Source organism: Kluyvera sichuanensis (genome assembly GCF_014218705.1).
Lineage (GTDB): Bacteria > Pseudomonadota > Gammaproteobacteria > Enterobacterales > Enterobacteriaceae > Kluyvera > Kluyvera sichuanensis.
The window spans coordinates 1-13522 of record NZ_JABBJF010000008.1; the positions used below are offsets into that span (position 1 = coordinate 1).

11 protein-coding genes and 1 pseudogene are annotated in these 13522 nt (G+C 56.0%); 5 read left to right on the forward strand and 7 right to left on the reverse strand.

Annotation, left to right across the window (positions count from 1 at the left end; genetic code table 11):
- Positions 1 to 115: 115 nt before the first annotated feature.
- Complete coding sequence (locus HII27_RS10990; protein ID WP_185668074.1) at positions 116 to 1117, reverse strand: LacI family DNA-binding transcriptional regulator; 1002 nt, start codon at positions 1115 to 1117, stop codon at positions 116 to 118.
- A gap of 194 nt (positions 1118 to 1311) precedes the next feature.
- Here HII27_RS10990 and HII27_RS10995 point away from each other — a divergent pair, with 194 nt between their 5' ends.
- On the forward strand, positions 1312 to 1788 hold the full coding sequence (locus HII27_RS10995) for a GNAT family N-acetyltransferase (protein WP_185667942.1): 477 nt from the start codon (positions 1312 to 1314) through the stop codon (positions 1786 to 1788).
- Here HII27_RS10995 and galR read toward each other — a convergent pair.
- Positions 1749 to 2765: an HTH-type transcriptional regulator GalR gene (gene galR, locus HII27_RS11000; protein WP_185667943.1), complete on the reverse strand. Its 1017-nt coding sequence runs from the start codon at positions 2763 to 2765 to the stop codon at positions 1749 to 1751. The genes HII27_RS10995 and galR overlap by 40 nt on opposite strands.
- 613 nt (positions 2766 to 3378) lie before the next feature.
- On the opposite strand from galR, the gene aas reads away from it, so the two are divergent.
- Both aas and lplT read left to right on the forward strand, forming a co-directional pair.
- Entirely contained in the window at positions 3379 to 5538 is a 2160-nt protein-coding gene (gene aas, locus HII27_RS11005; RefSeq protein ID WP_185667944.1) for a bifunctional acyl-ACP--phospholipid O-acyltransferase/long-chain-fatty-acid--ACP ligase, read from the forward strand.
- Positions 5531 to 6724, forward strand: a complete 1194-nt coding sequence (gene lplT / locus HII27_RS11010; RefSeq protein WP_185667945.1) for a lysophospholipid transporter LplT — start codon at positions 5531 to 5533, stop codon at positions 6722 to 6724. The genes aas and lplT overlap by 8 nt, the downstream gene beginning before the upstream one ends.
- 86 nt (positions 6725 to 6810) lie before the next feature.
- Here the strand turns inward: lplT and HII27_RS11015 are convergent, their stop codons facing one another.
- The 5 genes and pseudogenes from HII27_RS11015 to HII27_RS27440 all read right to left on the reverse strand — a co-directional run.
- Positions 6811 to 7851, reverse strand: a complete 1041-nt coding sequence (locus HII27_RS11015) for an NADP(H)-dependent aldo-keto reductase (RefSeq protein ID WP_185667946.1) — start codon at positions 7849 to 7851, stop codon at positions 6811 to 6813.
- 126 nt (positions 7852 to 7977) lie between these two features.
- Positions 7978 to 8196 (reverse strand): YgdI/YgdR family lipoprotein, encoded by a 219-nt coding sequence (locus HII27_RS11020; RefSeq protein WP_035893968.1) that lies wholly within the window; start codon positions 8194 to 8196, stop codon positions 7978 to 7980.
- Between the two features lie 123 nt (positions 8197 to 8319).
- Positions 8320 to 9033: a TerC family protein gene (locus tag HII27_RS11025; RefSeq protein ID WP_185667947.1), complete on the reverse strand. Its 714-nt coding sequence runs from the start codon at positions 9031 to 9033 to the stop codon at positions 8320 to 8322.
- 192 nt (positions 9034 to 9225) lie between these two features.
- On the reverse strand, positions 9226 to 9921 hold the full coding sequence (mutH, locus tag HII27_RS11030) for a DNA mismatch repair endonuclease MutH (RefSeq protein ID WP_185667948.1): 696 nt from the start codon (positions 9919 to 9921) through the stop codon (positions 9226 to 9228).
- Positions 9922 to 10052: 131 nt separating this feature from the next.
- Positions 10053 to 10163: pseudogene (locus HII27_RS27440) on the reverse strand (hypothetical protein); the annotation flags it as partial.
- A 441-nt stretch (positions 10164 to 10604) separates the two neighbouring features.
- Here HII27_RS27440 and rppH point away from each other — a divergent pair.
- Together rppH and ptsP are read left to right on the forward strand one after the other, a co-directional pair.
- Positions 10605 to 11135, forward strand: coding sequence for an RNA pyrophosphohydrolase (rppH, locus tag HII27_RS11035; RefSeq protein WP_035893962.1), 531 nt, complete (start codon positions 10605 to 10607; stop codon positions 11133 to 11135).
- Positions 11136 to 11147: 12 nt separating this feature from the next.
- A complete protein-coding gene (gene ptsP / locus HII27_RS11040) occupies positions 11148 to 13394 on the forward strand; it encodes a phosphoenolpyruvate--protein phosphotransferase (RefSeq protein ID WP_185667949.1) in 2247 nt (748 codons plus the stop codon).
- Positions 13395 to 13522: the final 128 nt, after the last annotated feature.

Sequence of the window (13522 nt, forward strand, 5' to 3'; positions counted from 1 at the left end):
TATGACCGGAAAAGCCGTAGTATTATCCGGATAGACTAGGAAAGTGTTACCTATGTTCCCGGTCTGAAGTGTTACCTATGTATCCGGTCGTACAGAAACGACCCCGGGACTGGCACTATTTGTAATACGGCCCCGTCGTCACCGAATCACGCAATACCAGCGTACCGGTAAACGGCGGGATCGTTTCGATCTCTTCCCCGCTTGCCAGCTTAATCGCCTGATCGATAGCGGTAACGATCATATTATCGATCGGCAAGTAAACGGTAGAGAGCCCCGGCTCCAGCCATTTGGCGCTAGGCGCATCATCGAAACCGAATAGTGAAATATCCTGCGGGATCTTAAGCCCCGCCTGATGCAGCGCTTTTGACGCACCGAGCGCCATATCGTCGTTACAGGCGAACAGCGCGCTGAACTTCACCTTCTCCTCCAGCAGCGCATTGCACATGTCATAGCCGCAGTTCATGGTGGAATCACCGTGCTTCACCTTTGCCGGGTCCCACTTGATACCGTTTTGCTCCAGCGCCCGGCGATAACCCTGCAAACGCGCTTTACCGGTTGGCGTGTGGATAGGAACGGTAATACAGGCGATATCGCGGTGACCCTGGGTAATCAGGTATTCGACGGCCTGAAACGCGGCATCCTGCTGTTCGAAGAAGACGCAGCGTTCGCGCGCCTGGCTGACGTCACGGTTGATGACGACCAGCGGCATCGGCGTGCTGTTGACCAGCGACATGATCGCCTTTTCGCTCATATGACGGGTATACAGCACGATGGCGTCGCACTGACGGTCGGCGAGCATCTGCACCGCCTGTTCTTCGCGCTCCGGGGTATCGTGACCGTCGGTGACAATCAGCTGCTTGCCCCAGGCTTCCGTCTGGCGTGACGCCTGCTGAAGCAGTCGACCAAAGTAGAAGCCGTCGAAGGTGGAAACCACAAGGCCAATGCTGTTGCTGGTGCGGTTAGCCAGCGATCGCGCCAGGAAGTTGGGGCGATAGCCTAACTCTTCCATTGCTTTGAAAACCTGCTGACGCGTGCTCTCTTTCACCTGGCCCGTACCATTCAGCACGCGAGAAACCGTTGCTTTTGAGACCCCAGCACGTATTGAGACATCCAGCATTGTTGCCATTATTATTTCCTGAGACTTCATTTTGTTCCGCAGTTTATCACAGACATTCAGCGGCATAAGCTCTATGAAAGCGGCAAATAACCACCGGGATCACGCTTTTTAGCGCTGCCGGGTAGAATATCCACCTTGCATAAGCGAATAATCCATAATCGACGATGCCTGATGGCCGACAACGAGACAGTGATATGAATATTCAACCGCTCTACGCTGCGCCGCAGCATGCCCTACAGGTTACCGACTGGCTCTGGGAGGCATTTGGTGATGGGCTATCTCGCGACTTTTTTGCCAGCATTATTGCGCATAGCCAGACGCCCGCCGCGCTGCCGATAACGTTTATCGCGACCGAAGGGGAGACGCTGCTCGGCACGGTCGGGCTGTGGCGATGCGACCTGATAAGCCGCCAGGATCTCTGGCCGTGGATGGCGGCGCTGTACGTAGATGAATCGGCGCGTGGCTGTGGGCTGGCGGGGAAACTTCAGCAGTATGTCATCGACTACGCCCGTCAGCAGGGCTTTGACCAGCTTTTCCTCTATTCCGCCTGCCGGGATTTTTATGAACGCTTTGGCTGGCGGTACATCGGTGATGCGCTGGACTATCCGGACACCACCGTGCATTTATATCGCTACGACCTTACCTCTTCACCCGGTGCAATCACCGAATGACGGCGCACCAGCGTCGGGCTGAATAGGTGGGTAATATCCGGCAGAGGGCGGTTATCCGCCAGCGCCAGCGCTAGCTCCGCCGCCTGGGTTGCCATGGTGACAATCGGGTAGCGGATGGTGGTCAGACGCGGACGCACGTAGCGGGAAACCAGCACATCATCAAAACCAATCAGCGAAATCTCCTGCGGCACATCGATACCGTTATCGTTGAGCACGCCCATCGCGCCTGCAGCCATTGAATCGTTGTAGCAGGCGACGGCGGTAAACTGCTTACCGCGGCCTAACAGTTCGGTCATCGCCTGTTCGCCGCCGCTCTCGTCCGGCTCGGCGAAGGTGACCAGCCGCTCATTGCACGGCAGGCCGCTCTCTTTCAGAGCATCGTAGTAGCCCTGCAGACGATCTTCTGCATCCGAAATCGTATGGTTCGAGCAAATATAGCCGATACGAGTATGGCCCTGCTGAATCAGATGGCGGGTGGCAAGCCAGGCACCGTAGCGGTCGTCCAGCGCCACGCAGCGCTTCTCAAAGCCGGGCAGAATGCGGTTTATTAACACCATGCCGGGGATCTGCTTCATTAGCCCCGCCAGTTCGGCGTCGGGAATCAGCTTGGCATGCACGACCAACGCCGCACAGCGGTGGCGAATAAGCTGCTCAATCGCCTGACGCTCTTTGGTTTCATTGTGGTAACCGTTACCGATCAGCAAAAAATTGCCGGTGTTGTAGGCCACCTGCTCCACGGCTTTTACCATCGCGCCGAAGAACGGGTCGGAGACATCGCCGACCACCAGGCCGACGGTTTCGGTCGACTGCTGCGCCAGCGCGCGGGCGTTGGCGTTAGGGTGATAGCTGAGTGACTCCATCGCGGAAAAAACGGCCTGACGTGAGGCATCGCTGGCTTTTGGGGAGTTATTGATGACACGGGATACGGTGGCGACGGAGACGCCTGCAAGCCGGGCCACATCTTTAATTGTCGCCATAATATGCCTTAATCAAAATTCAGGGGGTAAACGCTTACACCATAACAGTGTTACGGAAATTCCCCTGCTATTCAAGGAGGGCGGAACGGCGAATTGCACAATGATGATGCAAACGTGACATTCTGTGGAAAAGTTACTCCCGCCCTGCAACGAAACGCGAGAATTCAAACGTTTGCTTACACTTTGCGAAACGCTGTTGCGAATGTCTGCTGGAGAAGGCGTTAGGCGACTTGCTAATCTGATTATCCCAGAGGTATTGATAGGTGAAGTCGCCCCACAAGGTTGACCACTTGATTACACCAACCTGCGCAGATGCGCAGGTTTTTTTTTGCCTTGAGCCTGCCTGTTACAGTTCCCGACAATCGCAATACCTCGTTTCATTTCCGCTTACTCTCTTGCGCTTTTCCGCTGGTTGCAGAGTGGGGAGGGCGCGACAATAGCGGTCCCAGAGGTATTGATTGGTGAATGTTTTATTGTGCGCTTTGCGTACTCATCACTTACACCGACCTGCGCAGATGCGCAGGTTTTTTTTTGCCTGTTTCCTTCCCGGACTGCTTTTCCTCAGTTTTCTCGTGTAACCTTCATGAACAAAACTATGGCAAAAGGAGTTGGTATGCTTCTGCGTTTTTTCCGACAGCTATTTAAGGTGCTCTTTCGGGTCAGGATGACGGGGAACACCGACGCGCTGAACCAGCCGAAGGTGCTGATTACCCCGAACCACGTCTCATTCCTCGACGGCATATTATTGGCGCTGTTTCTCCCCGTTCGTCCGGTTTTTGCCGTCTATACCTCAATTTCCCAAAAATGGTTTATGCGGTGGCTGACGCCCATTATCGATTTCGTCCCGTTAGATCCCACCAAACCGATGTCAATCAAGCACCTGGTGCGCCTGATTGAACAGGGCCGCCCGGTAGTGATCTTCCCGGAAGGGCGTATTTCGGTATCCGGCTCGTTGATGAAGATTTACGACGGCGCGGCCTTTGTGGCGGCCAAGTCTGGGGCGACGATTATTCCGGTGCGCATTGAAGGCGCGGAGTTGACCCACTTCAGCCGCCTGAAAGGGCTGGTAAAGCAGCGTCTGTTCCCGCGTATCTCGCTGCATCTGCTGCCGCCAACCACGCTGCCGATGCCGGAAGCGCCGCGCGCGCGCGATCGCCGTAAAATTGCCGGTGAAATGCTGCACCAGATTATGATGGAAGCGCGCATGGCGGTACGACCGCGCGAAACCCTGTATGAATCTTTACTGACGGCCATGCACCGCTACGGCGAGAAAAAACCGTGCGTGGAAGACATTAACTTCCAGCCGGATAGCTACCGCAAGCTGTTGACCAAAACGCTGTTTGTGGCGCGTATTCTGGAAAAATACAGTAAGCAGGGTGAGAAAATTGGCCTGATGCTGCCTAACGCGGGCATCAGCGCGGCGGTGATTTTTGGTGCCATTGCCCGTGGGCGTATCCCGGCAATGATGAACTACACCGCCGGCGTAAAAGGGCTGACCAGCGCCATTACCGCCGCACAGATCGGCACCATCTTTACCTCTCGAACCTTCCTGGATAAAGGCAAACTCTGGCATCTGACCGAGCAGCTCACCCAGGTGCGCTGGGTGTTCCTTGAAGATTTAAAAGGTGATGTCACGACTACCGATAAGCTGTGGATCTTCTCCCGCGTGCTGATGCCGCGCCTCGCACAGGTGCCGCAGAAGCCGGAAGACCCGGCGATTATCCTCTTTACCTCCGGTTCGGAAGGCCATCCGAAAGGGGTGGTGCACAGCCACAAAAGTATCCTGGCTAACGTGGAGCAGATTAAAACCATCGCTGACTTCACCGCCAACGACCGATTTATGTCGGCGCTGCCGCTGTTCCACTCTTTTGGCCTGACGGTGGGGCTATTCACACCGCTGTTGACCGGCGCAGAAGTGTTCCTCTACCCAAGCCCGCTGCACTATCGCGTGGTGCCGGAGCTGGTCTATGACCGCAACTGCACCGTGCTGTTTGGAACCTCCACCTTCTTAGCCAACTACGCGCGCTTCGCCAACCCGTACGATTTCTATCGTCTACGCTATGTCGTGGCGGGGGCGGAAAAGCTGCAGCAGAGCACCAAAGAACTGTGGCAGGACAAATTTGGCCTGCGCATTCTCGAAGGTTACGGTGTGACCGAATGTGCGCCGGTGGTCTCCATCAACGTACCGATGGCGGCGAAGCCGGGTACGGTGGGGCGTATTCTGCCGGGCATGGATGCACGTTTGCTGGAGGTGCCGGGCATTGAACAGGGCGGCCGCCTGCAGCTGAAGGGGCCGAACATCATGGCGGGCTATCTGCGCGTTGAGAATCCGGGCGTGCTGGAAGTGCCGACGGCGGAAAACCAACACGGCGAGCTGGAAACCGGCTGGTATGACACCGGTGATATCGTGGCCTTTGATGCGCAGGGCTTTGTACAAATTCAGGGACGAGCGAAGCGTTTTGCCAAAATTGCCGGCGAAATGGTATCGCTGGAGATAGTCGAGCAACTGGCGCTTGGGGTATCGCCTGAGAAGATGCATGCCACCTCGGTGAAAACCGACGCCAGCAAAGGCGAGGCGCTGGTGCTGTTTACCACCGATAATGAACTCACCCGCGACAAACTGCTGCAGTATGCGCGGGCCCACGGCGTACCGGAGCTGGCGGTGCCGCGAGATATTCGCTGGCTCAAACAGCTGCCGCTGCTTGGCAGCGGTAAACCGGATTTCGTCACCCTTAAGAGCATGGTCGCAGAGACGGAACATCCGAATGAGTGAGTCAGTACACACTAACAACTCCCTGCTGTCGAAAGGTATGATGGCAGTGATTGTGGCCCAGTTCTTTTCGGCGTTCGGCGATAACGCGCTGCTGTTTGCCGTGCTGGCGTTGATGAAGCAGCAGTTCTACCCGGAGTGGAGCCAGCCGGTTCTGCAGATGGTGTTTGTGGGCGCTTACATCATTTTTGCCCCGTTTGTCGGCCAGGTGGCGGACAGCTTCGGCAAAGGCCGAGTGATGATGTTCGCCAACGGCCTGAAGCTTGTCGGTGCGGCGACGATTTGCGCGGGCCTGAACCCGTTTATCGGCTATACGCTGGTGGGCATTGGCGCGGCATCTTACTCTCCGGCGAAGTACGGCATTCTCGGTGAAATTACTACCGGCGATAAGCTGGTGAAAGCCAACGGTTTAATGGAAGCCTCGACCATTGCCGCCATTCTGATTGGCTCCGTCGCCGGTGGCGTAGTGGCCGACTGGAGCGTGGTAGGGGCGCTGGTGCTTTGTGCGGTGGTGTACGGCGTCGCGGTGGCGGCCAACCTTTTTATTCCGAAATTACCTGCAGCGCGTCCGGGCCAATCCTGGCGTTTTCGTCCAATGACCCACAGCTTTTTTAATGCCTGCAACGTGCTGTGGCACAACGGCGAAACGCGCTTTTCCCTGCTAGGCACCAGCATGTTCTGGGGCGCTGGGGTGACGCTGCGTTTCCTGTTGGTACTGTGGGTACCGGTGGCATTGGGGATTACCGATAACGCGACGCCAACCTATCTGAACGCGATGGTCGCCGTCGGGATTGTGGTTGGCGCGGGGGCGGCGGCAAAACTGGTGACGCTTGAGACCGTGGCACGCTGTATGCCTGCCGGGGTGTTGATTGGCGTGGTTGTCGCTATTTTCGCGTTCCAGCATGCGCTGCTGCCAGCTTACGTGCTGCTGTTTATCATCGGTATCTGCGGCGGTTTCTTCGTGGTGCCGCTCAATGCGCTGCTGCAGGATCGCGGTAAAAAGACCGTGGGTTCCGGCAATGCGATCGCGGTACAAAATCTCGGTGAAAACAGCGCCATGCTGATTATGCTGGGGCTCTATTCATTGGCGGTGGCGGTTAATATTCCGGTGGTCGGCGTGGGGATTGGTTTTGGCGTGTTGTTTGCGCTGGCGATTCTCGCGCTGTGGCTGTGGGGTAAGCGCCGTTGATGTAAACCCGGCGGCGCTGACGCTTGGCCGGGCTACCACTATCAATGTAGCCCGGGCGAGCGCAAGCGCCCTGGGACTGCTCGAACTTAAGGTGCCGGGTAGGTATAAACCTGATGCACCGCTTCAATCTCCGCCAACACTTCTGCGCTTAGCTCCAGATGCAGACTTTCAACGTTGGTTTTCAACTGCTCCATCGTCGTCGCGCCTAACAGCGTGCTGGCCACGAATGGCTGACGGCGAACGAACGCCAGCGCCATTTGTGCCGGGTCGAGGTTATGACGTTTGGCGATATCGACGTACGCCGCCACGGCTTTCTGCGTCTGCTCGCCGCTGTAGCGCGTGAACCGGCTGAACAGCGTATTACGTGCGCCCGCAGGCTTCGCGCCGTTCAGGTATTTACCGGTGAGCGTTCCGAAGGCCAGACAGGAGTAAGCCAGTAGCTCAACGCCTTCAAACTGGCTTACTTCTGCCAGCGCCACTTCGTAGCTGCGGTTCACCAGGCTGTACGGGTTCTGGATGGTCACGATGCGCGGCAGGTCGTGTTTATCCGCCAGATGCAGGTAGCGCATCACGCCAAACGCCGTTTCGTTCGACACGCCAATATAGCGAATTTTCCCGGCGCGCTGATATTCGGTGAGCGCTTCCAGCGTCTCCAGCAGCGACACGACCGGTGCTGAATCAGCCCAGGTATAGCCCAGTTTGCCAAAGCAGTTAGTCGGGCGCTGCGGCCAGTGCACCTGGTAGAGATCGAGATAATCGGTCTGCAGGCGCGTCAGCGAGTTGTGCAGCGCATCGCGAATGTTTTTGCGGTCCAGCGCCTGATTTGGGCGAATGCCGCTGTCGTTGTTGCGCGAAGGGCCGCTCACCTTCGAGGCGATCACCAGTTTCTCGCGGTTGCCATGCTTCGCCAGCCAGTTACCGACATAGGTCTCGGTCAGCCCTTGGGTTTCCGGGCGCGGAGGAACGGGGTACATCTCGGCAACATCGATAAGATTGATGCCCTGACTAACGGCATAATCGAGCTGTGCGTGGGCGTCGGCTTCGCTATTTTGTTCACCAAACGTCATAGTGCCCAGCCCGAGGGTGCTTATCTCAAGCGAGCTGTGGGGGATACGGTGGTACTGCATAAGCCGGCTTCCTTTTATCAACAGCGTCAGGAGAGAGTCCCGACAAAGGAATATAAAAATGGCAGAGGGGGAGAAAAAGGGAAAGCAGAAAATGAAAAAAGGCCAGCAGGCGGCTGACCTCTCTGATTATCGTTTGATAATTTGCGACACGTCGTCGCGGTTGATCTGCATTTTATTACCTTGCTGATCTTCATAGCTGATAAGCCCGGTGTCGTCATCGACTTCCGGCTTACCGTCGGTCAGGATCATCCGACCGTCTTTTGTCGCCATCACGTAATCGCTGCTACAGCCGGAAACTGCAAAAGCTAAACCTACTGCGGAAATCAACACTGCCCATTTTGTCATCGTTATCCCCTTCATCGCCGCACTCTTAATAGTCTAGTAATAACCGACCTAAGGCACAGCATAAAGCAGGAAAATCTTAAAAAAACCGGATGCAGCCCTCAATTGAGGGCTGTTGATGAACGATTAAAGGGGATTTTTCTTGCTTCGCAGCAGATTGAGGCTCTCGACCGCCATAGAGAAGAACATCGCAAAGTAAATGTAGCCTTTTGGCACATGCACATCGAAGCTCTCGAGGATCAGCGTAAAGCCAACCAGAATCAGGAACGACAGCGCCAGCATCTTCACCGATGGATGGCGTTCGACGAACTCGCCAATTGAACGTGCGGCAAACATCATCACACACACGGCAATCACCACGGCAGCCATCATAATGAACAGATGGTCAGAGAGGCCCACGGCGGTAATAACCGAGTCGAGGCTGAAGATGATATCCAGCATCATAATCTGCACGATGGCGCCCAAAAACGAATGGACGTTCGTTTTCATGCTCTCTTCATCGCCTTCGATAGTCTCGTGGATCTCCATACTGGCTTTCCAGATAAGGAACAGCCCGCCAACCAGTAAAATCAGATCGCGAATCGAAATGTCCTGGCCGAACAGCGTAAACAGCGGCTGGGTCAACTTCACCACCCAGGCAATGGAGGCCAGCAGCGCCAGACGCATCACCATCGCCCCCATCAACCCCAGACGACGGGCATGAGCACGTTGAGCAGTAGGAAGCTTAGCCACAACCAGAGAGAGGAAAATAATATTGTCGATGCCCAGGACGATTTCCAGAATCGTCAGCGTGCCGAGCGCAAGCCAGGCATTGGGATCGGTGATCCATGCAAATAACATTAGATAAGTCCTGCCAAATAGAACAAAAGCGTTAATCGATGTACGTTGATGTGCTTCCCCGCAACCGCCGCTGGCACCGGCTCATCCTTTGAAACGAATGCTATCGCTCAGAGACGGAGCAAAGGCGTACCAGCGAGCACGTTGCGTGCAGCAGGGAGGAGTATAAGCCCGCAGCGCGGCAGGACAAAAAAATTAATCAGTACGTAACATAAAATGGCGGGCCAGCAGGGCGGCGGTGAAGTTCTTTTTGAGATAAAAACCGCGCGGCAGCGTCATGATGGGCTCCCCCTGCGCGCCGATAGCTTCGGTCAGCGCTTTACTGTTGGCCGCCTTCGGCCTGAGCTGGAGCACCTCGCCGTGGCGGGCGGTAATTCGCTCCACCTGGCCGAGTACGATCAGATCCATCAGCTCTTCCCAGTCCATCTGCAGCTGATGCTCTTCTTCGGCGCTTGGCGTCCATAGCAGCGGTGCGCCTACCCGACGTTCGGCCAGCGGAATAGCACGATCGCCTTCGACTGGGATCCACAGCACGCGTTTGAGCTTGTGGCGCACGTGGCTGTTCTCCCAGGTGACGCCTGAATTGCCGGTCAGCGGCGCGACGCAGACGAAGGTGGTCTCCAGCGGGCGGCCCTGCGCATCGATAGGAATGGTTTTCAGCTCCACCCCCAACGCAGCAAAATCCTGCTCGGGCTTGCTGCCGGCGCTGGCTCCTAGCCAGATCTCCAGCAGTACGCCAATCCAGCCTTTATCACGCTTTAAATCCTTCGGCGCCACGATACCGGCCATCGCCGCCAGCTCTCCCAACGAATAGCCCGCCAAACGCTGCGCCTGAGCAAGCAGCTCAGCCTGGGTTTTAGGCGATTCGGGAAGCGGTGCGAGGGTGGACATAACAATGCGCCTTTTGGTGAAAAAATGAACGACAGTTTTACCGGGTGTGGATAGAGTTTAACTTTTTCTGAGTAAATAAACCAAGGTGATGATTATCATCGTTTTTTTACGCAGAAATTACATAAAAAAATCCGCTGAAAAAAGGTTTTCCAAATCTGGTCACTGACAATGAACAGGATCTTACACCATGTTATCCACAGAAAAGTGGGATAACTGGGGAAAAGCCTGACTACTGTTTCAATTTACAGCCTTGACGTGCGACGAAAATCGAATTTTCGCACAAAAGATGCCTAAGATGTTTGCACAATCTGTGGATAAAACCAACGTTGTTCGATCTTTCATCAATTGAAGGATCGCCCATGTGATGATCGTCACGTTATGCGCTAATACATCAAGATTAACTATAATAACATAATGAAAAATATCATTTTACTGAGCGTGGTCGGCATGCGATTATTCAGAGTACTCTGGGTTTTCCCTGGGTAATTCCGTACTTCTTCACAACTCTATCCACAGAAAAAGTGAATAAAATCGCTGACCCGAGCGGTTCTCTGTTTATAACTCTGATGATTACTGTGAGTTATTCAAATGTTATTCGTTGGTAGAGGCGTAATAGAGTGGTTTACCGTTTCCAGCGAGTGTGAAACAATCGTTCACATTGAAGCTTATTTTGAGGTAGTCCGGTGATTGATGACGATGGCTACCGCCCGAACGTTGGTATTGTAATTTGCAATCGTCAGGGTCAGGTAATGTGGGCCCGACGCTATGGTCAGCACTCCTGGCAATTTCCCCAAGGGGGCATAAACCCCGGTGAGACGGCAGAACAGGCGATGTATCGGGAACTGTTCGAAGAAGTTGGATTAAGCCGCAAGGATGTGCGGATCCTCGCTTCGACCCGAAACTGGTTGCGTTACAAGTTGCCAAAACGTTTGGTGCGTTGGGACACTAAGCCGGTGTGTATCGGCCAGAAACAAAAGTGGTTTCTCTTGCAGTTGATCGGCAATGACGCGGATATCAATATGCAGACCAGCAGCACGCCGGAGTTCGATGGCTGGCGCTGGGTGAGTTACTGGTATCCGGTGCGTCAGGTCGTCTCGTTTAAACGCGACGTCTACCGCCGGGTAATGAAAGAGTTCGCCAGTGTAGTGATGGCGCTTGCGGAGAGCGCGCCAAAGCCACAAAGCGCGCCTGCTTATCGACGCAAAAGAGGTTAAGCCACGCACATTATGCTCACGCGTCTACGCGAAATTGTTGAGAAGGTCGCGAGTGCGCCTCGTCTGAACGAGGCGCTGGATATTCTGGTTACCGATGTCTGCCAGGCGATGGAGACAGAGGTTTGCTCGGTCTATCTCGCCGACAACGATCGACGCTGCTTTTACCTGATGGCGACCCGCGGGCTGAAGAAGCCACGCGGTCGTACCATCACGCTCGCCTTTGATGAAGGCATCGTTGGCCTGGTTGGCCGACTGGCTGAACCCATCAACCTTGCCGACGCGCAAAAACACCCCAGCTACAAATACATCCCCTCTGTAAAAGAAGAGCGCTTCCGCGCTTTTCTCGGCGTGCCGATTATTCAGCGCCGCCAGCTGCTAGGCGTGCTGGTGGTGCAGCAGCGCGAGCTGCGTCAGTTCGACGAAAGCGAAGAGTCATTCCTGGTGACGCTCGCTACCCAGATGGCGGCGATCCTCTCTCAATCTCAGCTGACGGCGCTGTTTGGTCAGTACCGCCAGACGCGCATCCGCGCGCTGCCCGCTTCGCCGGGCGTGGCGATTGCCGAAGGCTGGATGGACGCCACCCTGCCGCTGATGGAGCAGGTTTACGAAGCCTCATCGCTGGATACCGCCCTTGAGCGCGAGCGCTTAACTGCGGCGCTGGAAGAGGCGGCGAATGAGTTTCGTCGCTACAGCAAACGCTATGCCGCCGGGGCGCAAAAAGAGACGGCGGCGATTTTCGACCTCTATTCACACCTGCTCTCTGACGCCAGCCTGCGCCGCGAACTGTTCGCGGAAGTCGATAAAGGCTCGGTCGCCGAATGGGCGGTGAAAAAAATTATCGAGAAGTTCGCCGAACAGTTTGCCGCCCTGAGCGACGGCTATCTGAAAGAACGGGCGGGCGATCTGCGTACGCTCGGGCAGCGTCTGCTGTTCCACCTCGATGACACCACGCAGGGCGCAAACGGCTGGCCCGCGCGGTTTGTGCTGGTGGCTGACGAACTTTCTGCCGCGACGCTTGCGGAAGTGCCACAGGATCGTTTAGCGGGCGTGGTCGTTCGCGACGGTGCGGCCAACTCCCACGCGGCAATCATGGTACGCGCGCTGGGCATTCCAACGGTGATGGGGGCAGACATTCAGCCGGCGATCCTTCATGGGCGCACGCTGGTGGTGGATGGCTATCGCGGCGAACTGCTGGTCGATCCCGAACCGATCCTGGTGCAGGAATACCAGCGCCTTATTAGCGAAGAGAACGAACTTAGCCGCCTGGCGGAAGGGGACGTTGAACGCCCGGCAGAGCTGAAAAGCGGCGAGCGCGTGAAGGTGATGCTCAATGCTGGCCTTAGCCCGGAACATGAGCAGAAGCTGGGGCGTCGCATCGACGGCATTGGCCTCTATCGCACCGAAATTCCGTTTATGCTGCAAAGCGGCTTCCCGTCGGAGGAAGAGCAGGTGGCGCAGTATCAGGGCATGTTGCAGATGTTCAACGACAAGCCGGTGACGCTGCGTACGCTTGACGTTGGCGCGGATAAACAGCTGCCGTACATGCCGATCAGCGAAGAGAACCCATGCCTTGGCTGGCGTGGGATCCGCATCACGCTCGATCAGCCAGAGATCTTCCTGATCCAGGTTCGTGCGATGCTGCGCGCCAATGCGGCAACCGGCAATCTAAGCATTCTGCTGCCGATGATCACCAATCTTGAAGAAGTGGACGAAGCCCGCCGCCTGATCGACCGTGCCGGACGCGAAGTGGAAGAGATGATCGGCTATGCGATCCCTAAACCGCGTATCGGGATCATGCTGGAAGTGCCGTCGATGATCTTTATGCTGCCGAATCTGGCAAACCGCGTCGATTTCATCTCGGTGGGCACCAACGACCTGACTCAGTACGTGCTGGCGGTTGACCGCAACAACACGCGCGTTGCCAGCATGTATGACAGCCTGCACCCTGGCATGATTCGGGTGCTGTCGATGATTGTCCAGGAAGCGGAGCGCTACGGCATTGATTTACGCCTGTGCGGCGAAATGGCGGGCGACCCAATGTGCGTCACCATTCTGGTGGGCCTCGGCTTCCGTCATCTGTCGATGAACGGCCGCTCGGTGCCGCGCGTGAAGTATCTGCTGCGCAATATCGATCTCGAAGATGCCGAAACTCTGGCGCGCCGCAGTCTTGAGGCGCAGATGGCGACTGAAGTGCGCCATCAGGTGGCGGCCTTTATGGAACGTCGTGGCCTCGGCGGCCTGATTCGCGGCGGCCTGTAGGCCTTCTTCCTGGTAGCCCGGCCGAGCGTATGCGACGCCGGGATTGGCACCATGCTGCCCCGGGGTCGGCTTAACGCCTCGCCGGGCTACGCCAGCTTATACATATCTTTTACATCTTCTCCGCATCA

What these genes read in the sequence shown, in the direction of transcription:
- HII27_RS10990 (WP_185668074.1), bottom strand. Translation starts at nt 1,117, where the DNA reads ATGCTGGATGTCTCAATACGTGCTGGGGTCTCAAAAGCAACGGTTTCT.
- HII27_RS10995 (WP_185667942.1), top strand. Translation starts at nt 1,312, where the DNA reads ATGAATATTCAACCGCTCTACGCTGCGCCGCAGCATGCCCTACAGGTT.
- galR (WP_185667943.1), bottom strand. Translation starts at nt 2,765, where the DNA reads ATGGCGACAATTAAAGATGTGGCCCGGCTTGCAGGCGTCTCCGTCGCC.
- aas (WP_185667944.1), top strand. Translation starts at nt 3,379, where the DNA reads ATGCTTCTGCGTTTTTTCCGACAGCTATTTAAGGTGCTCTTTCGGGTC.
- lplT (WP_185667945.1), top strand. Translation starts at nt 5,531, where the DNA reads ATGAGTGAGTCAGTACACACTAACAACTCCCTGCTGTCGAAAGGTATG.
- HII27_RS11015 (WP_185667946.1), bottom strand. Translation starts at nt 7,851, where the DNA reads ATGCAGTACCACCGTATCCCCCACAGCTCGCTTGAGATAAGCACCCTC.
- HII27_RS11020 (WP_035893968.1), bottom strand. Translation starts at nt 8,196, where the DNA reads ATGACAAAATGGGCAGTGTTGATTTCCGCAGTAGGTTTAGCTTTTGCA.
- HII27_RS11025 (WP_185667947.1), bottom strand. Translation starts at nt 9,033, where the DNA reads ATGTTATTTGCATGGATCACCGATCCCAATGCCTGGCTTGCGCTCGGC.
- mutH (WP_185667948.1), bottom strand. Translation starts at nt 9,921, where the DNA reads ATGTCCACCCTCGCACCGCTTCCCGAATCGCCTAAAACCCAGGCTGAG.
- ptsP (WP_185667949.1), top strand. Translation starts at nt 11,148, where the DNA reads ATGCTCACGCGTCTACGCGAAATTGTTGAGAAGGTCGCGAGTGCGCCT.